Raw genomic sequence first — 20,346 nt, forward strand, 5'->3', positions numbered from 1 at the left:
GTTGGTCTTCCGGCTCGTTCTGGCTGATAATCCCATCATGTCTTGAACTGGTCTTGTATTAAAGGTCCAATTGAAACAAAGTGGTCGTATCTCCACCGCTTCGGTGGACGAGTCATCGACACAGCGAGGTTGGTATGAGTACACCAGTGATGAGCGGGACCCGATTGGCCGGCATCATCGGCACCGGACCCTGGCCGGCCGGGCCAGCCTATGATGCGCTGACGACTCGGATCTCGCGTGCCATCGGCGATGGTCGCATCCCGGTCGGAGCCCGACTGCCCAGTGAGCGAGAGGTCGCCGCCGCGACGGGTCTGTCTCGGACGACCGCGACCCGTGCCTTTGCGAAGCTGCGTGAACAGGGCTTCGTGCACACCCGTCGGGGCTCGGGCAGCGTGGTCCGGCTGCCGGAAGTGCCGGGCGGACGAATCGATCATCTTCTGACCCCGACAGGATCGAACGAGGCGGAGATCGACCTCACGTGCACCGCATCGGTGGCACCGCCCTGGCTGCTGGAAGCCTACGAACGTGCAGTCGCCAACGTCCACGCCTATCTGCCCGGAACCGGGTACTACCCCTCGGGGCTGCCCGTGCTCAGGGAGATCATCGCCGAACGATTCACCGCTCGCGGAGTCCGCACCGATCCCGATCAGATCCTCATCACCTCCGGCGCCTTCGGTGCCGTGGCCATTGCCGTACGGGCTCTCAGCGAGGGGCGGGGCCGGGTGCTCATCGAGAGTCCCACCTACCCGAATGCAATTGCGACTCTCGAAGGGGCCGGAGCCTCCCTGATCCCCTATCCGCTCGAGCAGGGCCCCGACGGACACCACTGGGACATCGACGCCATGGATCACATTGCGCGCCAGACCCGGGTGCGCTCGGCCTATCTCATTCCCGACTTCCACAATCCCACCGGTGCGCTTCTGCCCGAAGAGCAGCGCCCCAGGCTCGGTGCGATGCTCAGACGCAACGCAATCGTGCCCATCTTCGATGAATCCCTGGTCGAGTTGGGCCTTGACGGTGATCCGACACCGACGCCGATGGCAGCCTTCGTGCCCGACTCGATCACGGCCGGCAGCACCAGCAAGATCTTCTGGGGAGGACTGCGCGTCGGGTGGCTGCGAATTCCCACCCACCGCATCGACTCCATGGCATCTACACGGTTGAGCCTCGATCTCGGGGCTCCGGTCCTCGAACAGCTCGTCGCCGTCGAACTCATGCGCGACCATGATGCGATCGTCGATGAATACCGGGCCAAGCTGCGCGCGGCCAGGGATAGTCTCGCGGCCCAGGTTCGCTCTCATCTTCCATCGTGGGAGGTCATCGTGCCCGGAGGAGGAATGGCTCTGTGGTGTCGACTGCCAGAGGAGCGCTCGGGTGCCCTGGCCATCGCGGCACGCAACCACGGGCTCGGACTGGTCTCCGGACCGAATTTCGCCCCGGCCGGGGGACTGGACCGATGGATCCGACTGCCGTACACCGTATCCGAGACGGATCTGGACCAGGTCGGCTCTCGTCTGGCTGCTGCCTGGGACGATGCTCTGACGTTCACCGACCGTGTCCCGGCGGGGCGGACCCGGACCGTCGCCTGAACCGTCTGAAGGGACTGGGGGACGGGCGCTGGGTACCATGAGGTCATGGACCAGGACACAGGCGACGCCGAGGCGCTCAATCACGACGAACGGTATTCGACGGCCACGACCGTCGAAGACTTCAGGATCAACCTCGCCGAGGTGAACCGGCGCATCGAGTCCGCCGCCGTTCGAGTGGGCCGGGACGCAGCTGAGGTCGAGCTGCTGCCGGTCAGCAAGACGGTCCCGCAGGAGAGGATCCGGCAAGCCGTTGCAGCCGGCTGTCACAAGCTCGGAGAGAATAAGGTGCAGGAGGCCTTTCGAAAGTCAGGCGAGATGGCTGACCTTGACATCGATTGGGCCGTCATCGGCCATCTGCAGTCGAACAAGGCCCGTGACGTGGCGAAGTTCGCATCCGAGTTCCAAGCCCTCGACCGCCTCAAAGTGGCTGCTGCTCTTGACCGACGGCTCCAAGCCGCGGGACGCAGCCTCGATGTCTACGTCCAGGTCAACACGTCCGCCGAGGAGTCGAAGTTCGGAATGCCGCCGGAGGAGCTGCCCGGTTTCCTGCGCGAACTGCCGCAGTTCTCGGCCCTGAAGGTCCAGGGGCTGATGACTCTCGCGATCTTCTCCTCAGACATCGCTCGTGTGCGTACCTGCTTCCAGCGTCTGCGGACCCTGCGGGATCAAGCCCAGGACACCAACCCCGAGCTGATCGGTCGGGGAAGCCTGTCAATGGGCATGTCCGGAGACTACGAGGTGGCTATCGAAGAAGGAGCGAACTGCGTCCGGGTGGGTCAGGCCATCTTCGGCAAGAGGGCACTGCCCGACAGCTACTACTGGCCAGAGAACAGTTGACTCCTGCGCTGTGCTCGCGTCACTGACCAGACACCAGGTTCTCTGGTACCTCATCGCCATCGGGGCAGGAGCTCTCATCGGTCTTGGCCTGCCGGGGGCATCACCGCTGGCCGCCGCTGCGATCACCCCCTGCCTCATCGCACTCCTGTTCGTGACCTTCCTCGACATCCCCTTCGATGCGGTTCGAGACTCCTTCACCGACGTGCGATTCCTCGGAGCTGTTGCCCTGGCGAACTTCCTCATCGTCCCGCCCGTCGTCGCCGGACTCCACGCCGTGATACCTCTGAGTGACGAGCTCGTAATACCCGTCCTCATCGTCCTGCTCACCCCCTGCATCGACTACGTCCTCGTCTTCACCCGACTGGCCGGGGGAGACCACGTCCGTCTGCTCGCACTGACCCCGGTGCTCATGATCGTTCAGATCATCCTGCTGCCCGTCTACCTGTGGATGATCCTCGGCGGCACCGGCGTAGGTGCGATCACTCCCGGACCAGTCATCACCGCGCTGCTCGTCTTCATCATCATCCCGTTGGCAGCCTCCGTCGTGGCGCGTGGACTCGCCCGCCGATCGACGCTCGTGGAACGGAGCATCCACGCAGCCTCACAGTCCATGGTCATTCTGATGATGGTCACCCTGGCTGTGATCGCTGCGGCACAGGTCCCGCTGATCACACCGCACCTGTTCGACCTGAGCGGTGCCATCGCGGCATTCGTCGTGTTCGCCCTCGTCATGACCGGTCTCGGATGGTTCATGGCTCGCACGATGTCGCTGCCGGTGGGAACCGGACGCGCCCTGGTCTTCACCGCGGTGACGCGCAATTCGCTTGTCATGCTCCCGATCGTGCGAGCCATCACCTCTGACGGACTGGGCCCGGCAGCCGTGGTCGCACAGACGTTCGTCGAGCTTGTCTTCATGCTCATCCTCGTCCGTGTGGTCCCACGCATCCTCCCCGGAACCGTGGTGTCCGAAAACCGCTAGTATTGTCCCGATCTGGGGAGCAGAATGGTCATATGCTCACCACAGATCAGTGCTATCAGGCAGTAGCCGGGCGCGACAGGCGCTTCGACGGAATGTTCTTCACTGCCGTGCGCTCAACCGGCATCTTCTGCCGCCCGTCGTGCCCGGCGAGAACGCCGCTGCGTAAGAACGTCGATTTCTATCAGACGGCAGCTGCGGCCTCGGATGCCGGATTCCGGGCCTGCAAACGGTGCCGCCCGGACGCCAGCCCGAATTCTCCCGAGTGGGACACCCGAGCTGACATCACGGCTCGGGCCATGCGACTCATCCAAGACGGACTCGTCGATCGGGCAGGAATCTCCGGGCTCGCCTCGGCGCTGGGATACAGTTCACGCCAGCTGGGTCGAGTGCTCCAGTCCGAACTGGGGGTCGGCCCCCTCGCCATCGCCCGGACCGAACGAGTCCGGACTGCCCGCACCCTGGTCGAATCCACGCCGCTGTCCATGAGCGAGATCGCATTCGCCGCCGGATTCTCAAGCATCCGTCAATTCAACGACACCTTCCGTGCCGTCTATTCGTCGAGTCCCAGAGATCTGCGCGACGGTCGCAGCGAACCTCGCAGGGGGCAGGACATCGTCGTTCGTCTCGCCTACCGTCCACCGCTGGACCACGTTCACCTGTTCAGATATCTGGGATTGCGTGCGATCGCCGGCGTGGAAGACGTCAGCGATGATCACTACACCCGCTCGCTGCGTCTCGCCCACGGGGCAGCCGTCGTCACTCTGGTCCCGGGGTCCGGAGACTTCATCGAATGCCGCCTCCGCCTGGCCGATACCCGCGATCTCGGCAGCGCAGTGGCCCGGGCACGACGAATCCTCGACCTCGATGCGGACCCGACCGCGGTGGCAGCGACGATGGCAGCCGCCGGCCTCTCAGAACTCGTCGACAGGTACCCAGGGATTCGGTCCCCGGGAACCGGTGACCCGGTCGAACTCGCAATCCGCACGGTCCTGGGACAGCAGATCTCGGTCACCGCCGCACAGACACACCTCAACCGCCTGGTCACCGCCTACGGTCAGCCGCTGCCGGAGGACCTGAGAGTCGGCACTGTCGACCGAGTCTTCCCGACGGCAGCAGCCATCGCGGAGGTTCCGGACGAGCACTGGTCACTGCCGGGCCGCAGGATCGAGACTCTCCGCGCGCTGAGCGCAGGGCTGGCAGACGGTTCGATCAACCTGGGTCCTGGCTGCGATCGGGAAGAAGTCAACGACAGCCTCCTGGCACTGCCCGGCATCGGACCCTGGAGCCTCGGCTACATCCGAATGCGCGCACTGGGAGACCCCGATGTCCTTCTCGGCTCAGACCTTGGAGTCAAAAAGGCGCTGGAGTCGCTCACCAGTTCAGAACCGACGTCGACCTCCTGGCTCCACAGGGTTGACCGATGTCGACCATGGCGGTCCTACGTCACGCATCTGCTGTGGGCCCATCATTCGCAAACACAATCACGAACACAGATACACGATCAGAATCGGAGAAGGCAATGACGACAGAGATGACACGCCCCACCACGGACACTGTTCGCTATACGGTCATCGACTCGACGTTGGGTCCGATCCTGCTCACCTCGGACGGTGCACATCTGACCGGACTCTATCTCGATGACTTCGACACAGTCCTGGAACGACTGGAGGCGAAAGTCGGAGTCGCGCCGGTCCTCGACGACGACCTCACACTGTTCGCCACGGCAGATAAACAGCTGGGGGAGTACTTCTCCGGCACCCGCACCGACTTCGACCTTCCCTTGGCACCGACGGGTACCGAGTTCCAACGCACGGTCTGGCAAGCACTGACGACGATTCCCTACGGCACAACCGCCGGATACGGAGAACTCGCGGCGTGGATCGACAGACCGACAGCGGCACGGGCGGTGGGAGCGGCCAATGGCCGGAACCCGATCAGCATCATCGTTCCCTGCCACCGGGTGATCGGAGCGAACGGCGCTCTGACTGGCTACGCCTGGGGTGAAGAGAAGAAGCGGACGCTGCTCGATCTTGAAGCCAGCCACTGTGTGAGATTCAGCGGTACATGGCGGTGTTTTTTCAACTTTTCGTGGCAGTACTGAGTTCACGATCTCCACATGCGTCTACGGACTGTTCGGCGAAAAATGAGCGTCGAGACTCTCTCGCCCTGCTCGATTGGACAGCCTCAGTCGTGAAAATCTTCAGGCTCCTTCGGGATGCGTTTGTCCATGAGACAGAACCTATTTCCTTCCGGATCGGCGAGGACGTGCCAGCTCCCTGACGGAGCTACGTCTGTTCGCTTCGCACCTAGGGACAAGAGCCTCTCGAGCTCGTCCGCTTGACTGCGGTCAGTCGGACACAGATCGAGATGTAGAGTTCCATTTACGGGAGTATCGTCCGAGCGATCGAAGAGAATCGTCGGAGCATTCGACGCCCCAGAGATAGCGACCCCCGTTTCATCCTTGGCCGAAATTTCGTATCCGAGTGCTTCGCACCAAAATCGGCTCAGCCGATCTGGGTCCTGGGCCTTGACTACGAGGTCCCCAATTCGACTGGTCATGGGCTCACCCTACTTGGAGCCTGAGGCGACGATACGTAACTGCATGGTTGGAGTCTGTTCTCAGAGCATGGCGAACGAGCGGCCGCTGCGGTGGAAACACCAACGGAACTGTCGTGCGAATCGACGTCACTTCACTGCCGCCATCACCGAAAGCGCTTGCGTGGAGGCTGGACCGATAACGGTCGTTTTAGGGCCACCGGCGAGCTGTCCTGAGCGATGTGAGTCGCAGCGGTAAATGGCACGTTTTTCGCGGCACCTAGTGGCCGATGAGGGGGAGCCTGCCGAGCTGCCTCTACAGCCTCGGGTGACAACTCGTCGAGGTCGATCACGGTCTGCACCCGCTAGATCTGAGTGAGCAGTCAGTCCACGAGGAAGAAGTTGCCTGCGGCGACCCGGAGGATGGCCGCGATGGCGGTTGTGTGGGCGACGCCGCATGGCCCCTCGCTTTTTACGCAGATTTCCTCGAATCAATCCATCGACACTGTCATTGATAGCTGATAGATTAGAGTAATACACTCTAAGGATAGTCTCAATATCTTCTATTCGTTACACTTAGGGAAGTTGCGTTGTGTTTACTCATATATTTTATTCTCATCTTCACGGCGCTTCAGTTCGTGTTTCGATGGATCGCCCGCAGCAACAGCATGATGGTGACTATTATTGCACTGTGAATATCCAATGCGCCAAAGCAGAGGTTGACACTTCAATGAATGCTTACGGCGTTGACCCCTTCCAGGCGATCGAAGCTGCTGTCACTATTGCTCGCGCTCAGATGAAGCACATGGATCCTGAACTTATTGTTAGCTAAGCAACCCCTTTAAGACTCCGCTAATTATTCGAGCGTCAACTTAGTTTGGAGAGATAATGAGTTTCATGCCAATTATTTCCACCGCAGCCAGCATCCTACTGATTTTCGGTGGCGCTGGGGGTTCGGCATCGCCTCAAGGTGCCTCTTCCAGCTCTAACGCTTCCAATTTAATCTGCTCAGAGGTTAGAACGGCTGCTGCGGCAGCGGGTGACGTCAAGCCGATGACAGCGAAAGAAACCGGCTCATCGTAATTGAGAGTGTAGAACTGGCCTGAAGCCACCGGACTCGAGCAGACTCCTGGCGATGTAGTGGGTGATGTTCCGGAACCCCAACGCGGACCCGCGGAGATGTTCAAGCCTGCCGTTGATCGCTTCAGTCGGACCATTCGACGTTCCCGATCGGTGAAGAACGCGAGCACATCAGCAGCTCGACGCTTCAAAGTCCTTCCTAACCGTTTGAGCTCAACCAGCCCTGTCGGCAGATTCGTCGTCAGGGTATCGATGACCGTGCTCAAGAGCTTCTTGCCCTCGTTCCGGTCGGCGGTTCGGTAGGCGCTCACTATGTCTTGGTAGACAGCCCAGGTGACTTCGACTTCGATGGAACTCGAATCGGCGAACAGGCCCGCGATCCTCTCCTGTTGCTTGGTTGTGAGCAGATCAGTACCGGTGTGCAGAGTCCTCCTTGCCCGATACAAGGGGTCTTTCGCTCGTCCACGATGGCCAGTTGTCTCCTGCTGAATACGACGGCGCACTTCGTCGAGGGCATCACCGGCGAGTTTGACGACGTGGAAGGGGTCCATGACTTCGACAGCGTCGGGCAGTTCCTCAGCTGAGGCTGTTTTGAAGCCGGAGAATCCGTCCATCGCGACGACGTCGATGCCCTCACGCCAGTCTTTCGGTCGGGCTTTCAGCCATTGTTTGAAGACTTGTTTCGACCGTCCGGGAATCATGTCGAGCAGTCGTGCCGGGCCTGTGGCCTGGCTGATCGGGGTGAGGTCTATGATGACGGTGACGTACTTGTCGCCACGTCGGGTGTGCCGCCATACGTGCTCGTCGACACCTATGACGCTGACCCCGTCGAAACGGGTCGGGTCGTTGATCAACAACCTGTGGCCTTCAGCGAGGATTGCGGAGTTCGCGGTGTGCCAGGACACTGCGAGTTTCGCAGCGATGACGGACACGGTGTCGTGGTCGATGACGAGAGCACTCAGCGCCCAGTCGAGGCCGGTTCGAGAGATCTTCGCTCGTGGTGGTGCCGCAGCAGTGGTGTCTTGGCGCCAGACGCGGCCGCACTCGACGCATTTGTAACGGCGGAGGCGAAGATGAAGCGTGGTCGGTCGGTGACCGAAGGGTTCGTGGGCCAGACGGCGGACGACGGTATCGCGAACGATCCCGTGGCCACCGCACCGTCGGCACCAGTCATCGGCAGTGTTGGGCCGGCATTCCAGGATGGCTTTGTGTCCGGTGATGTTTTGGCCGGTGCAGGTCAGGTCGAGGGTGTTGAGTCGGCAGAATGTCGTGAGGTCAGGGGTCGAGAAAGTAGGCTTGGCCACGTCGAGGTCTTTCGGATGGACTGTGTGAGAACTTCCATCATCGGAAGACCTCGACGTCTATCCGGGCAGCGACTCGCCGTGTCCGGGCATCACCGGCCTGCACTTTCTTTTACGGAAGAGCCACCTAACCTGCCCGGAAAGCCACGGAAATCCAACCACCGGATGCGGTGATCGCCGCATCCCAGAAGAAGACACCATGTTGACCCATCTTTATGTCCGCCTCGTAGCGTTCGTCGCCGGTGTCGGCACTGCCGACCCGAAGCGCCGAGGCGACGGCCCCGTTCACAAGGAGGTGCCTGACCGCAGGGACGTTCCCGGTTGGGTGCTCATCACGCTCGTTAGTTTCCGCGCGCACACCTTCCCCTCCCCTCAGAGCCAACCGAATTAAGGAAGTTCGCGGAGCAAGGCCTCAACCACAGCCGGAATCAACAAGTGACTATCAAACTTCAGTACCGGGCAGTGCGTCGCAGGTTACAATTTGGACACCAAGATCAAGCCTTACTCGATACTTCATCGAAAGTTTTCGTTCTGCGGTTAATATCACGTTACCCACTCCGACGACCGGCTGCACTAGCGCATGCCACGCGGAGCTAACAGAACGGGAAATGCAATGAAGCATACTTCCAAGATCCTGGCGATTTGCCTCTCACTAGTCCTAGCTGCCGGCGCGGCATCGCCTGTAGCTGCCGAGGAGGAAGAGTCGGAGGTCGACAGTGTTGTCATGGCGCAGTACGAGGCTTGGGCACAGACGGTCGAGACGAACGCGTTGACACTTTCGGACGACTTCCTACAAACACAGGCAGCGAGTACCGCCGAGTACGTGGACACAACTGTTACGATTGGCGATCCAGTCGCCTCGAGGTCCGCCGAAGCCGCAGAAGAGGCGAACTCGCGGTACGTCAAGTGCACTGCACGTGTGGACAACCCTCACTATTCCAAAGGGGCAGGTGGCGCGATATACAAGTCCCGGTATAAGTGCGAATCGAAAGGAGTCAGCACGACCGTGAAGCTACGAGTCCGCGGTCTTCTTAGCCTGTACCCAGCTTCGAAGAACGGCGGGAAAGCCGGCAAAGCACAGAGCCGGGCAAAGAGCGACGCAAACATTACGGTCAAGGCAAACACCGGGTTCTCCAACCCTTACTACACGCCCAAGACTGGTTACAACGGTGGACGCGGCACCGGATACTGGAACGCCACCAGCACACTGATCATCAACAGTCATCCTTCACTCTCGGGAAAGCGAACAGGATCAAACTCAAAGACCGTCTGGAAGAAGATTTAGACTGCAATCTACCAAGCAAATCAAAGATCGACAGGCTAAACGAACTGCGAGGTCCCCATGGACGACGAAGTCTTTCACCTGATTGACGAGCGAGATATCGATCGTGAAGCCACTGCTGACACATTTCGCGTTTCGTTCTGGCATGGCGACGAAAACGATCCACAGGATCTCACTTCGGTCGCCGTATACGAAACTTCAGTTGCAACTCTCGACGAGGTCATCGCGTGGGCGAAGCGCGGGCAAATTCCTGAGCCTCGGCTAGTCGAAATATTCGCAGTAGTCGCTTCTGCAGAACAGAAAGACAGCATACAGATTGCGAGTTATGACCACCGCCCAGATCTGAAGCCGGGCGAAGTTCGTGACACCGGCTACTCTGAAGCGTCGATCTTCCTACACGGTTAACTGCTCGACAGCGAACAGGATGCATGAGTCAATTGCTCTCGGCGGTTCCGTCTTTTGCGGACGGGACCGCCGACTATTCCGCTCGTCGCTCCCACCACACATCATCCGACTGCAACCACGCTCCCAGCGTAGAGCACCGCCGGTCATGCAAACGCACGAACATCCCCATCGAACCCGAGGCGCTCGGGTGCGCCGTGATCTGGAATCACCGACCTACACTCTCGTTTACGAAGAGCCAAGAAACCTGCGAGAACGAATATAACTACAATATCGATAGCTGCAAAAAGCGCTTTCCGGGGAATACTAATACCGCAAAACAAGACCGAGCGCAATGTTATTCGAATGCAATGAGAGCTTATGCGGATTGCCTTAAGGGTGCGGATTAATGACTCTTCATAAATAGGGCCTGTGAGCTTCGGCGATAATTGGCGGCACCCTTCCATCGCACAGTGGCGGTGCAGGCACTATATGGTCCCGGCGTGTCCTGGTAAGTTTCGAGGATGAGCGATCAGCAGCACCAGAGTTGGCAAAGAGGCGACCATATTTAAGGGCGCACTGCCGAAGGCGCAGCTGTCTTCTCGGCTGGTCGAGAGCAACCTTGTACCGTCATCGGCAAGCCGCCAGAACTTTCGACCCTCTGGCCCAGTCGAAGTGTGATGGCAGAGCCGGGCGCACCCCCGTCATCCGCAGGGAACGGACGCCGTTGTGAACAATGGGTGTTCCTGCTATTCGACGAGCGAGCGTGCCCGTCGGTAGAAAGTTGCCCTGGACATTCCGAGGTCTCGCGCCGCTTGCGCAGCCGGTTCACCGCCTTCGATGAGACGGATAGCGTTGCGGACCTGGCTATCGGTGATACGGCGGGGTCGGCCGCCCAGATCAAGGCCGGCGTCACGGCGTTTCTTGATGGAGTCAGTGATGCGTTCGCGTTTGATCTCGTGTTCCATCTGTGCCAAAGCGGCCATGATCGTAAACAGCATCGATCCTATCGGCGTCGCAGTGTCCACATCTCCGCCGCCGAGGTTGAGCACCCGCAAACCGGCACCACGGCCTCGGAGCTCTTCGGCGAAGGTCAGCATATTCTGCGTCGAGCGGCCTAAGCGGTCGAGCGTGGTGATAACGAGAGTGTCACCGTCAATGAGCGCGTCGAGGGCTCGATTGAACTCGGGTCGTGAAGCGCGTGCGCCCGAGACGCCGTGGTCGACGTAGAGGTCATCGCGGCGAACGCCGGCGGCGAGGAGGTCGGTTTGTTGTCGGTCGGTAGATTGATCGCGGGTTGATACGCGCGCGTATCCAATGAGTTTCGCCATACGAGTGCTCCAATGTGTCTCATAACTAACGGTCAGTACACCGATTCATCACTCAGGTTACAAGACATAGTTATAAGAATTTCTCACCTGGCCAACACTGTCGTTTTCGGAAGTCGTCTGCGCGCCGGGCTCCGGATTTTAGGGGCGTGTGCAGTTGGCTGCTGAACTCTAGCCGTTCACTACTTGTGTGCACTAAAATCGTTCTTGCTCAATAGTCCTGTTCTCAAAGGGGAGGCAGTGATGGACGAGGAGCCCGGACGAATTCTGTCGACGGGGCATCTAACGATGTCAGACGCTGAGTGGAAGCAAGCTCGATTGCGGGCAGACGTGATTAGCAAGCTTGCTGAGCGTGGAAGTGTTGGGCTGGCTGCTGCTGATGAAGCAGCCCTCGCGCTGAGCATTTCTCGCCGGCAGGTGTATGTGCTTTTGGAGCGCTGCCGCCAAGGGGCAGGTCTCGTGACGGATCTTGCCAGTCGCCGGTCCGAAGGCGGTAAGGGCGGCAGTCGCCTGTCGGAGCCAGTGGAGCAGATTATTCGCGAGCTGGTGCGCAAGCGGTATTTGACGAAACAGAAACGCAGCGTTGCTTCGGTTCATCGAGAAATTGTTCGGATCTGCACTGTGCGAGGGTTGCCGGCGCCTGCTCGGAACACAGTAGAGACGCGGATTACACGGATGAATCCTGTTGAAGTCGGTCGGCGACGAGAAGGCCCCGATAGTGTTCGAACTTTGCAATCGGCTGGTGATGACGTCCCAGTGATTGAGTGCGTCTTGGGCCAGGTGCAGATCGATCACACCGTCATTGATCTGATCGTCGTCGATGAGCGGGAACGTCAACCAATAGGCCGACCATATTTGACTGTAGCAATCGATGTGTTCAGTCGCTGCCTGGTTGGCTTGGTCGTGACGTTGGAACCGCCGTCTGCGGTGTCAGTGGGCTTATGTCTGGCTCACGCGGCCGTTGATAAGCGACCGTGGTTGGAACGACTCGGGGTCGATGTGGACTGGCCGATGAGTGGGAAACCGGAGGTGCTGTATGTCGACAACGCTGCCGAGTTCAAGAGCGAGGCACTCACACGCGGGTGTGAACAGCATGGCATTAACCTGGACTATCGACCGTTGGGGCGACCCCATTACGGCGGGATCGTCGAACGCGTGATCGGCACCGCCATGCGCGAGATCCACGAGTTGCCGGGAACGACATTCTCGAATCCAGGTGAGCGGGGCCGGTATGACTCTGAGAAAATGGCGACGCTCACCCTGTACGAACTGGAGAAGTGGCTGACCTTGGCTGCGGCGACCTATCACGGCACCGTGCACAGCAAATTAGGTCAGACCCCGGCCTCGCGATGGACTGAGGGGCTTGAGGCAGCCGAGCCGCCCGTTGTCACGGCGAATCCGACAGCTTTCTTGGTTGATTTCCTGCCCGTGATTCGTCGGAAGCTGACGCGTACCGGGTTCGTCATCGACCACGTTCACTATTTTGCCAACGTGCTCAAGCCCTGGATCGCGCGCCGTGAGAGTCTCGAACGATTCATCATACGCAGAGACCCGCGCGATATTAGTCGGATCTGGGTACTCGACCCCAAAGGAGCGGAATATGTCGAGGTTCCCTATCGGACGTTGTCGAATCCTGCCGTTAGCGTTTGGGAACACCGGCAGGCGCTAGCCCGATTGCGCGAGCGTGGAGCTGCTCAGGTCGATGAGGCCGCGTTGTTTCGGATGGTCGAACAGATGCGCCACATTTCCGAGAATGCCGAAAAGACCACGAAGCGGACGCGGCGTGAAGCTGAGCGCCGCAACAACTCGGGAACCACGAATAAGTCGTCGCCCGCCCCGAAATCGGAGGTGCCACTACCCGCAACGGAATCGAGCTCAGCCAGGCCGGCACCTCGATTCGAGGAGATTGAACAATGGTGACTACTGACGAGGACCTGTCACTGGACCTGTCTCATCTGCATCCCTCTGCACAGTCGACAGCCCGGCTACCGGCGGCCGAGCGGGTCTACAGGATTCGAGCCGACCGATGGATTGGATACCCCAGGGCAATCGAGGCGGTGACACGGTTGGAAACGCTGCTGACATGGCCCCGGAAACAACGCATGCCTAATCTGCTGCTGGTGGGGCCGACGAACAACGGCAAGTCCATGATCATCGAGAGATTCCGCCGTCAACACCTACCGACGACTGAGCCGGATCGTGAGCACATTCCTGTGTTGTGTGTGCAAATGCCCTCGGAGCCGTCGCCGTTGCGGTTCTACACCGCGATCGTCGCAGCCCTTGGCGCACCGTTACGTCCGCGCCCGCGAGTCATCGAGCTCGAACGTCTCGCTCTCACGCTCCTGCGTGAGGTCGGAGTACAGATTCTGGTCATCGATGAGCTGCACAACGTGCTCGCTGGTCGCGGCGATGTCCGACGAGAGTTCTTGAACCTCTTACGCTTTCTCGGCAACGAATTGCGGATCCCTCTCGTTGGCGTCGGTACCCGTGAGGCATACCTGGCGGTACGTTCCGATGACCAGCTGGAGAACCGGTTCGAGCCCTTCGTGCTGCCTGTCTGGGAGGCCGGCGAAGACGCCCGATCACTGTTGGCCAGCTTCGCAGCAGCCTTCCCGTTGCGACATCGATCTGCCATCGACGCCGACGATATGACACAGTACTTGCTGGCCCGCAGCGAGGGAACGATCGGTGAGCTCGCGCACCTTTTGACTGCAGCGGCGGTCGCTGCCGTCGAGTCCGGCCTCGAGTCGATCAATCATCGCACGCTGACCATGGCCGATTACGCCGGACCGACACAGCGTCGGCGGCTCTTTGAACGCGAGTTGATGTGACTACTCGCTGGCCGCTCCATCCTCGGCCGATCGTTGGGGAAGCCCTCACCTCGTGGCTGTATCGTCTCGCCGATTGCCACACGATCACCGTTGATAGTCTTACCTTCGATCTCGGCCATTGCGTCACCCGCGAAGACGATCTTGATCTGGACCCACCACAAGGGCTCGTCGAGCAACTGGCCATACGAACCGGAGTAAGCAGCGAGCAGATTCAGAGTATGAGCATCAGCGGGTACACCCCATGGCTCTTGGACACTATCGACCCTGATCCCGACACGTTCACTACCTACACCCGGCAGCAGGCTATTCTCTTGCCCGAGCGGAACGTGCGCAGCCGGACGGTGGACTCGTGGCGAGCATGGGTACCGCTGACGAACGATCGGCACTACCGGTCCTGTCCTCAGTGCTCGATCGAATCCTCACCGCCTCGCCCCTACCTTCTAACCTGGTCGCTACCGTTGATGCTCACCTGCCCCTTTCATCACTGCCGGCTTGAACACCACAACGGCTCGTCGGGCTACTACGCGTGGGGTGAACTATCGCCCGTGCCTGAACCAGAGGAAGCCCCACCGGCAATCCGACGCATGGACATCCGGACATGGCAAGCACTGACCACCGGGTTCGTCGACCTTCCACGACACCGCATCCACGCCGGCAGATGGTTCCGACTGCTTCGCACCCTGATCGACGAGCTTGGGGCAACCATGGGTGATTGCGGTGCTGCGCAGCGGCTGACCCGGAAAGCATGGGAACGTTCCGGCCATCCGGTCCGAGCCGGCCAAGCAAAGTGGCGGCCCTTCGAAACACTGACACCCCAGAAGCAAGAACAAACCCTTGAAGCCGCAGCAGTTGCAATGTGCCTCCTCGAAAACGATGAACTGACCGGCCAAGGCCGCGAGGCCGGACTGTTCCTCCCAGAACCCGATGCCTCTATCGATCCAGGCCAACCGCAACGGAAGCCGGCGCCTTCATGGCAACCGAAATCCCTTGGCCAAGCACTTCACGATGCCGTCGAGGAAGCCAAAGCCAATCCTGATAGTGCACGCCAGCTCTTTGACTTCATTACTCTCTACCGCCACGACGATGAGTACGTCGGCCGAGTTCGGGGCAATTTCGCCGAACTCGGTATCCGTCTTGACGACGTGTCACAATAACTCTCCTCAACACCGTCTGCGACACGTAGAATAATTGACGGGTTAAGTGACATATTGTGATGAGCGGTGAAAGGTCCGCTGGACTGTCGCACAAACGAACGTATAAATGATGGAGGAGAAACCTGATGCTGGTCGGCTACATGCGCGTTTCCAAAGCCGACGGCTCCCAAGCCACTGACCTGCAGCGCGACGCGCTCCTTGCCGCCGGCATCGAGCCTGCGCAGCTGTATGAAGACAAGGCCTCCGGCAAGAAAGAGGACCGCCCCGAGCTGGTCTCTTGCCTTCGGTCCCTGCGGGACGGGGACACTCTAATGGTGTGGAAGCTGGACCGGCTCGGTCGGGACCTGCGCCATCTGGTCAACATCGTCCACGACCTCACCGAGCGCGGCATCGGGCTCAAAGTCCTCACCGGTCAGGGTGCAGCGATCGACACCACCACCGCCTCCGGCAAACTGGTCTTCGGGATCTTCGCCGCCCTGGCCGAATTCGAACGCGAACTCATCTCCGAACGAACCATGGCCGGCTTGGCATCGGCCCGCGCCCGGGGCAGAAAAGGCGGCCGGCCCTACAAAATGACGTCCGCCAAAGTCCGCCTGGCGAAAGCGTCCATGGGTCAGCCCGACACCAAGGTTGGTGATCTCTGCAAAGAACTCGGCATCACCCGGCAGACGCTGTACCGGCACGTCTCGCCCACTGGAGAACTAAGGCCTGACGGCGCTAAATTGCTCTCCCGAAGCCGGGCGCAGTGAATATTGAGTACGACTGTATGGGCCGGCGCCCAGCGGCACGGAGGGTCCCCTTCACAGGCAGGTGTCTCTCTACCGCTTGCAGGTCCGACACCGCACCCAGTTGCTTGAAATCCAGTGCCAGGTTTGCTTACTAGTTGCAGATGCGGTTGGTGCATCGATCAACCTCGGTGGCGGTTACGGCACTGGGACAGTCGCTGAGCGCGGTGGAACGAAAGGAGCGGCGAATCGTCAGCCGCCGATGATGCCGATAATGGTGCTCACCGCCACGATGGCGGCGACGGCGAACACGAGGATGGCGAAGGCGGTGCGAACGTGTTTGCTGTTGAGTTTGTGTGACAGGCGGCTCGCGGCGAGCGAGCCGGCGATGGCGGGAATTGCGAAGGCCAGTGTTGGGACCCAGTCGATGGTGAAGCCGGTGGCGTGGGCACTGAATCCTGCTGCTGCGTTGATGGTGATGATGACCAGTGATGTTCCGACGGCCTGCGACATCGACAGACCGAGGAACAGCGTCAGTGCCGGAACGATGAGAAAGCCACCGCCGACGCCGAGCAGTCCGGTGAGAAAACCGATCCCAAGTCCGACGGCGGCTGCCTTGGGTAAGCACGATCGCAGGAAGGATCCCTGATCGGAGCCACAGTGTCCGGTTATCTCTGGTGTCTTGGTGAGCATCCGGGCCCCGGCGGCCACCATGATGGCGGCGAAGGCGAGAAGGAGCACCTCTTCGTTCAGGAGCCGGCCGGCGGCGGCTCCGCCCCATGCCGCTGGAATGCCGGCGGCCCCAACCGGTAGTGCGATACGCCAGCTGATACCGGTGCGGATACGGGGGATGACGGCGGCTATGGAGGAGAGTCCGACGACGAGTAGTGAGGTGGGGATGGCGTCGTGGGTGCTCATTCCCACGCCGTAGACAAGCGCGGGAACGGCAATGATGGAACCGCCGGCCCCGACCAGGCCCAGGACCGCTCCGACGAGCAGTCCCAGGGCCAGGGCGGCGGCGATCATGAAGCCTGGGTCTGCGGTGCCGGTCCCCGGGAGGGCAGTTGCAGGATGACTGCTTCGCGGGTTGGCTCCTGAGCCGCGCGGTTCCAGGGCATTGCGGCCAGTGCTTTGCCCATGGCGCAGGTGTTGGTCGCGGCGGAGAAGGTCAGTCCGGTGCCGATGGCCCCGGCGAGCATGCGGAATTTCGGTGAGAGGAACTTGCCGCCGGCGAGCCCGGTCACGACGAGGGAGCCGGCGACCAGGCGGACCTGGCGTTCGAGGTCCCAGCGTTGGGTGCCGTGGACGACGTCGCCGCCGGCGGCCGCGTAGGCGGGAATGCCTCCGGTCAATACATGGGCGGCTTCCACGCCGGCGCCGTTGAGGCGCTGCCGTGCCTGTTCGGCACGCGTGCCGGATTGGCAGACCAGTACGGTGCGTCGGCCGAGCCGCCCTGCGAGCTCATCGGCGTGTTCGGAGAGCAGCGGCAGCGGCACGTTGTATGAGCCGCGGATATGCACCGTTTCGAATTCGGCTCCGCTGCGCACGTCCAACACGATCAGGTCATCGTCGGTGTCGATCCAGGACTGCAGCGTTGCCGCGCCCACGGTATCGATCGTGGGTTTAGGTTGTGTTGAAGTAGTCATACTTTCCTTTGTGCTCAAGGTGTCCCCGCCGCCGGCAAGGACCGGCGGCGGACCGCCGGGATGGGTGGATGCGCCTTTTTAGGGCTTGTGGGTGGGTCGACCTTCGGTTTCCCAGGCGGTCATGCCGCCGGCCATCGTGTCTGCGCGGAAACCTGCGACCAGCAGGTCCACGGCCGCGTGGGCGCTTCGGTTTCCGCTGGCGCAGACGGTGATGACCGGCCGGCCCGCATCGAGTTCTCCAAGACGGGATGCCAGTTGGCCGAGCGGGATGTGCACTGCGCCGGGGATCATGCCTTCGGCGGTTTCAGCCTCTTCACGTACGTCCAGGATGGTCGCAGTATTGCGGCGTGCATTGGCCTCTGCGGTGGTGATTTCGGACATGGCGGTATTTCCTTTCCGGTGATGGTGCTGCCCGGTGTTCTTAGGCGTTGGATGGTTCGTGAGTGGCTGTCCAGGCGCTGTAGCCACCGGTCAGATCCTTAACGTTGGTGTGGCCGAGGGCTCGCAGGGTGCTGGCGCCGACGCTGGAGCGCCACCCGCCGGCGCAGTGTACGAGGACGGGCCGGTCCGCGGGGACTTCGTTGTGGCGCTGCGCCAGTTCTGCCAACGGAATCCGCACGGAACCGGGCACCGCGCCGTCTTCGATTTCACCGGGATTGCGGACATCGAGAACCGTGGCCCCTTCGTTTTGGCGTTCTGTGTCGAAGGTTTCGACGTCGACGCGTTCTCCCCGCTGGACAATGTCGCCGAGTTCGGTGAAGGCGCGTGCCGGTTCGTTGAGGTAACCGGCCACCCGGTCGAAGCCGATCCGGCCCAGCCGCATCGCGGCCTCTTCTTCACGTGACGCGTGGGTGATAAGGACGATCTCCTCATCTGATCCGATGACCATGCCGGCCGTCTCGGCGAAGCGTCCGTCGAGTCCGACGTTGAGAGATCCGGCGAGGTGGCCTTCGGCGAAGTCCTCCGGTGAGCGGGTGTCGAGGATCCGAGCGCCGCGGGCGGCGGCATCCTGCAGGTCCCGTACGGACAGTGCACGGAGGTCACTGGCGGCGCCGATCAAGGGGCGGTCCTGACGGTTCAGTACGGCATCGACGGCAAAGTACTCCGGGATGGCCGGCTGTCCACTGCGGATCATGGCAACGAATTCGTCTTCACCCATCGGCTGGACGGAGAGGTTCATCATCCGCTGCGCACCGATAGTGGACTCGAGTTCATCCGAAAGGTTTTTGCCGCATGCGGAACCGGCGCCGTGGGCCGGCAGCACACGCACGTCGTCGGGAAGCTTCATCAGCACATCATGGATCGACGCGTAAAGGGCACGTGCCAGCTCGTCCGGGTCGGCGCCGACGGCGGCAGCCAGGTCGGGGCGGCCGACATCGCCGATGAACAATGCATCGCCGGTGAGTACCGCATCCGGGCTCGCACCGGACTGTTCGCGTACCAGTACGCTGATCGACTCCCAGGTGTGCCCGGGAGTCTCCAGGATCTCGAGTTCGACCTCACCGAGGGAGACCTTATCGCCGTGGCTGAAGGTGCGGATCTCGTATTCGGTTTCTGCTCGGCGGCCGTAGCCGATCCATGCGCCGGTGGCCTGGGCGAGTTCAAGGTGGCCGGCGACGAAGTCGGCGTGGAAGTGGGTATTGATCACCCCGGTGATCGTCAGGTTGTTCGCCGCCGCGTCGGCGAGGTACTCGCCAATGTCGCGCCGCGGATCGACGACGACCGCCTGACCGCTTCTCTCATCGCCGATCAGGTAGGAGCCATGGGACAGGCAGCCGAGGTAGTACTGATTCACGATCATTATCGTCCTCCAAAGGATTGTCGTTGGTGGGAATGAAGCCAGTCTTACACATACCCTAGGGGGTATGCAATAAGCCCCTGGGGGTATACAATTAAAGGCAAGCACGAAAGACTATGGAGGAACAATGCAACTCGACACCACAGATCTGGGCCCGGTCGTGAACCGGCTCAAGCGTGCACAGGGACAACTTGGTGCCGTCACACGGATGCTCGAAAACGGCAGTGACTGCAAGGATGTGGTGACTCAGCTTGCCGCCGTATCGCGGGCGCTGGATAAGGCTGGATTTGCCATCATCGCCAGCGGGCTTCAGCAGTGCATGAGCCAGGAGGACCCCAGTATCGATAAGAAGGACTTGGAAAAACTGTTCCTCTCCCTCGCCTAACAGCACCCCCGCCCGCACGAATCGTCAAGCAGCACTGCAGGTACAACCAGCAAGGAGCAGCAGATGAGCTACACCCACACGATCACCGTCGACCTTTCCTACACCGACGCCGTGGAACGGACCAAGGAGGCCCTCTCTGAACAGGGGTTCGGCGTCCTGTCGGAAATCGACGTCCGCTCCACCTTCGAGAGCAAGCTGGGCGCTGAGGCCGCAGAGGCGCTCGGCGATTACGTCATCCTGGGTGCCTGCAACCCCGGCCTGGCCCAGCGCGGCCTCACCGCCGAGCCGGATCTGGGGGCGCTGCTGCCGTGCAACGTCGTCGTGCGCCGCGGCCCATCAGCCGGCACCACGGTGGTCCAAGCCATTGACCCGCAAACCATGGTCGAGCTCAGCGACACCGATGCTGTCCGCGAAGTGGCCGACGATGCCGATACCCGGCTGCGCGCCGCATTAGCTCAATTGCCGGCCGCCGCCGGAGCGTAGGAACCCCACCTA

General features: G+C 61.0%; 21 protein-coding genes and 1 pseudogene. 14 read left to right on the forward strand and 8 right to left on the reverse strand.

Translation table 11 applies throughout. From position 1 onward, the window contains the following. Positions 1-134 precede the first annotated feature (134 nt). The 5 genes from yczR to PGC08_RS09510 are packed head-to-tail and all read left to right on the forward strand — an operon-like array spanning position 135 to position 5,506. On the forward strand, positions 135-1,589 hold the full coding sequence (gene yczR / locus PGC08_RS09490) for a MocR-like transcription factor YczR (RefSeq protein WP_271710009.1): 1,455 nt from the start codon (positions 135-137) through the stop codon (positions 1,587-1,589). A 45-nt stretch (positions 1,590-1,634) separates the two neighbouring features. Further along, complete coding sequence (locus PGC08_RS09495; protein WP_009884196.1) at positions 1,635-2,426, forward strand: YggS family pyridoxal phosphate-dependent enzyme; 792 nt, start codon at positions 1,635-1,637, stop codon at positions 2,424-2,426. Between the two features lie 10 nt (positions 2,427-2,436). Continuing rightward, a complete protein-coding gene (locus PGC08_RS09500; protein ID WP_096146471.1) occupies positions 2,437-3,405 on the forward strand; it encodes an arsenic resistance protein in 969 nt (322 codons plus the stop codon). 32 nt (positions 3,406-3,437) lie between these two features. Continuing rightward, positions 3,438-4,928, forward strand: a complete 1,491-nt coding sequence (locus PGC08_RS09505; RefSeq protein ID WP_009884198.1) for an Ada metal-binding domain-containing protein — start codon at positions 3,438-3,440, stop codon at positions 4,926-4,928. Further along, positions 4,925-5,506, forward strand: coding sequence for a methylated-DNA--[protein]-cysteine S-methyltransferase (locus PGC08_RS09510; protein WP_226830318.1), 582 nt, complete (start codon positions 4,925-4,927; stop codon positions 5,504-5,506). Before PGC08_RS09505 ends, PGC08_RS09510 begins: the two co-directional genes overlap by 4 nt. An 83-nt stretch (positions 5,507-5,589) precedes the next feature. On the opposite strand, the gene PGC08_RS09515 is transcribed toward PGC08_RS09510, so the two are convergent. After that, positions 5,590-5,964 (reverse strand): VOC family protein, encoded by a 375-nt coding sequence (locus tag PGC08_RS09515; RefSeq protein WP_069600082.1) that lies wholly within the window; start codon positions 5,962-5,964, stop codon positions 5,590-5,592. A 622-nt stretch (positions 5,965-6,586) separates the two neighbouring features. Here PGC08_RS09515 and PGC08_RS19585 point away from each other — a divergent pair. Further along, a complete protein-coding gene (locus PGC08_RS19585; protein WP_442868171.1) occupies positions 6,587-6,772 on the forward strand; it encodes a DUF6968 family protein in 186 nt (61 codons plus the stop codon). Between the two features lie 242 nt (positions 6,773-7,014). Here PGC08_RS19585 and PGC08_RS09520 read toward each other — a convergent pair. Continuing rightward, positions 7,015-8,324 (reverse strand): annotated as a pseudogene (locus PGC08_RS09520) (ISL3 family transposase). Between the two features lie 124 nt (positions 8,325-8,448). After that, positions 8,449-8,679, reverse strand: a complete 231-nt coding sequence (locus PGC08_RS09525; protein WP_096146982.1) for a hypothetical protein — start codon at positions 8,677-8,679, stop codon at positions 8,449-8,451. Between the two features lie 255 nt (positions 8,680-8,934). Here PGC08_RS09525 and PGC08_RS09530 point away from each other — a divergent pair, with 255 nt between their 5' ends. Together PGC08_RS09530 and PGC08_RS09535 are read left to right on the forward strand one after the other, a co-directional pair. Continuing rightward, positions 8,935-9,606 carry a hypothetical protein gene (locus PGC08_RS09530; RefSeq protein WP_271710010.1) on the forward strand — a complete coding sequence of 224 codons (672 nt, stop codon included), beginning with the start codon at positions 8,935-8,937 and terminating at the stop codon, positions 9,604-9,606. A gap of 57 nt (positions 9,607-9,663) precedes the next feature. Beyond that, entirely contained in the window at positions 9,664-10,008 is a 345-nt protein-coding gene (locus PGC08_RS09535; RefSeq protein ID WP_009885521.1) for a hypothetical protein, read from the forward strand. A gap of 725 nt (positions 10,009-10,733) precedes the next feature. On the opposite strand, the gene PGC08_RS09540 is transcribed toward PGC08_RS09535, so the two are convergent. After that, a complete protein-coding gene (locus PGC08_RS09540; protein ID WP_009884202.1) occupies positions 10,734-11,315 on the reverse strand; it encodes a recombinase family protein in 582 nt (193 codons plus the stop codon). Positions 11,316-11,555: 240 nt separating this feature from the next. On the opposite strand from PGC08_RS09540, the gene PGC08_RS09545 reads away from it, so the two are divergent. The 4 genes from PGC08_RS09545 (at position 11,556) to PGC08_RS09560 (ending at position 16,046) form a co-directional block, all read left to right on the forward strand. After that, entirely contained in the window at positions 11,556-13,232 is a 1,677-nt protein-coding gene (locus PGC08_RS09545; protein WP_271710011.1) for a Mu transposase C-terminal domain-containing protein, read from the forward strand. Beyond that, positions 13,226-14,143, forward strand: a complete 918-nt coding sequence (locus PGC08_RS09550) for a TniB family NTP-binding protein (RefSeq protein WP_271710012.1) — start codon at positions 13,226-13,228, stop codon at positions 14,141-14,143. The genes PGC08_RS09545 and PGC08_RS09550 overlap by 7 nt, the downstream gene beginning before the upstream one ends. Continuing rightward, on the forward strand, positions 14,140-15,297 hold the full coding sequence (locus tag PGC08_RS09555; protein WP_271710013.1) for a TniQ family protein: 1,158 nt from the start codon (positions 14,140-14,142) through the stop codon (positions 15,295-15,297). The genes PGC08_RS09550 and PGC08_RS09555 overlap by 4 nt, the downstream gene beginning before the upstream one ends. 125 nt (positions 15,298-15,422) lie before the next feature. Beyond that, on the forward strand, positions 15,423-16,046 hold the full coding sequence (locus tag PGC08_RS09560; RefSeq protein WP_119296828.1) for a recombinase family protein: 624 nt from the start codon (positions 15,423-15,425) through the stop codon (positions 16,044-16,046). A gap of 228 nt (positions 16,047-16,274) precedes the next feature. On the opposite strand, the gene PGC08_RS09565 is transcribed toward PGC08_RS09560, so the two are convergent. The 4 genes from PGC08_RS09565 to PGC08_RS09580 all read right to left on the reverse strand — a co-directional run bounded on the left by PGC08_RS09565 (position 16,275) and on the right by PGC08_RS09580 (position 19,469). After that, complete coding sequence (locus tag PGC08_RS09565; protein ID WP_062862459.1) at positions 16,275-17,048, reverse strand: sulfite exporter TauE/SafE family protein; 774 nt, start codon at positions 17,046-17,048, stop codon at positions 16,275-16,277. Continuing rightward, positions 17,045-17,668, reverse strand: a complete 624-nt coding sequence (locus PGC08_RS09570) for a rhodanese-like domain-containing protein (RefSeq protein WP_062862458.1) — start codon at positions 17,666-17,668, stop codon at positions 17,045-17,047. The genes PGC08_RS09565 and PGC08_RS09570 overlap by 4 nt, the downstream gene beginning before the upstream one ends. Positions 17,669-17,746: 78 nt before the next feature. Continuing rightward, on the reverse strand, positions 17,747-18,049 hold the full coding sequence (locus PGC08_RS09575; protein ID WP_119296827.1) for a rhodanese-like domain-containing protein: 303 nt from the start codon (positions 18,047-18,049) through the stop codon (positions 17,747-17,749). A 40-nt stretch (positions 18,050-18,089) separates the two neighbouring features. Next, entirely contained in the window at positions 18,090-19,469 is a 1,380-nt protein-coding gene (locus tag PGC08_RS09580) for an MBL fold metallo-hydrolase (protein ID WP_062862456.1), read from the reverse strand. Positions 19,470-19,593: 124 nt separating this feature from the next. Between PGC08_RS09580 and PGC08_RS09585 the strand changes: the two genes are divergently transcribed. Beyond that, positions 19,594-19,851 carry a metal-sensitive transcriptional regulator gene (locus PGC08_RS09585; RefSeq protein WP_062862455.1) on the forward strand — a complete coding sequence of 86 codons (258 nt, stop codon included), beginning with the start codon at positions 19,594-19,596 and terminating at the stop codon, positions 19,849-19,851. Between the two features lie 63 nt (positions 19,852-19,914). Beyond that, the gene (locus tag PGC08_RS09590) at positions 19,915-20,334 is read left to right on the forward strand and encodes a DUF302 domain-containing protein (RefSeq protein ID WP_062862454.1); all 420 of its coding nucleotides are present in this window, start codon (positions 19,915-19,917) and stop codon (positions 20,332-20,334) included. Positions 20,335-20,346 lie beyond the last annotated feature (12 nt).

Source organism: Brevibacterium sp. BDJS002 (assembly GCF_028201555.1).
GTDB lineage: Bacteria > Actinomycetota > Actinomycetes > Actinomycetales > Brevibacteriaceae > Brevibacterium > Brevibacterium aurantiacum.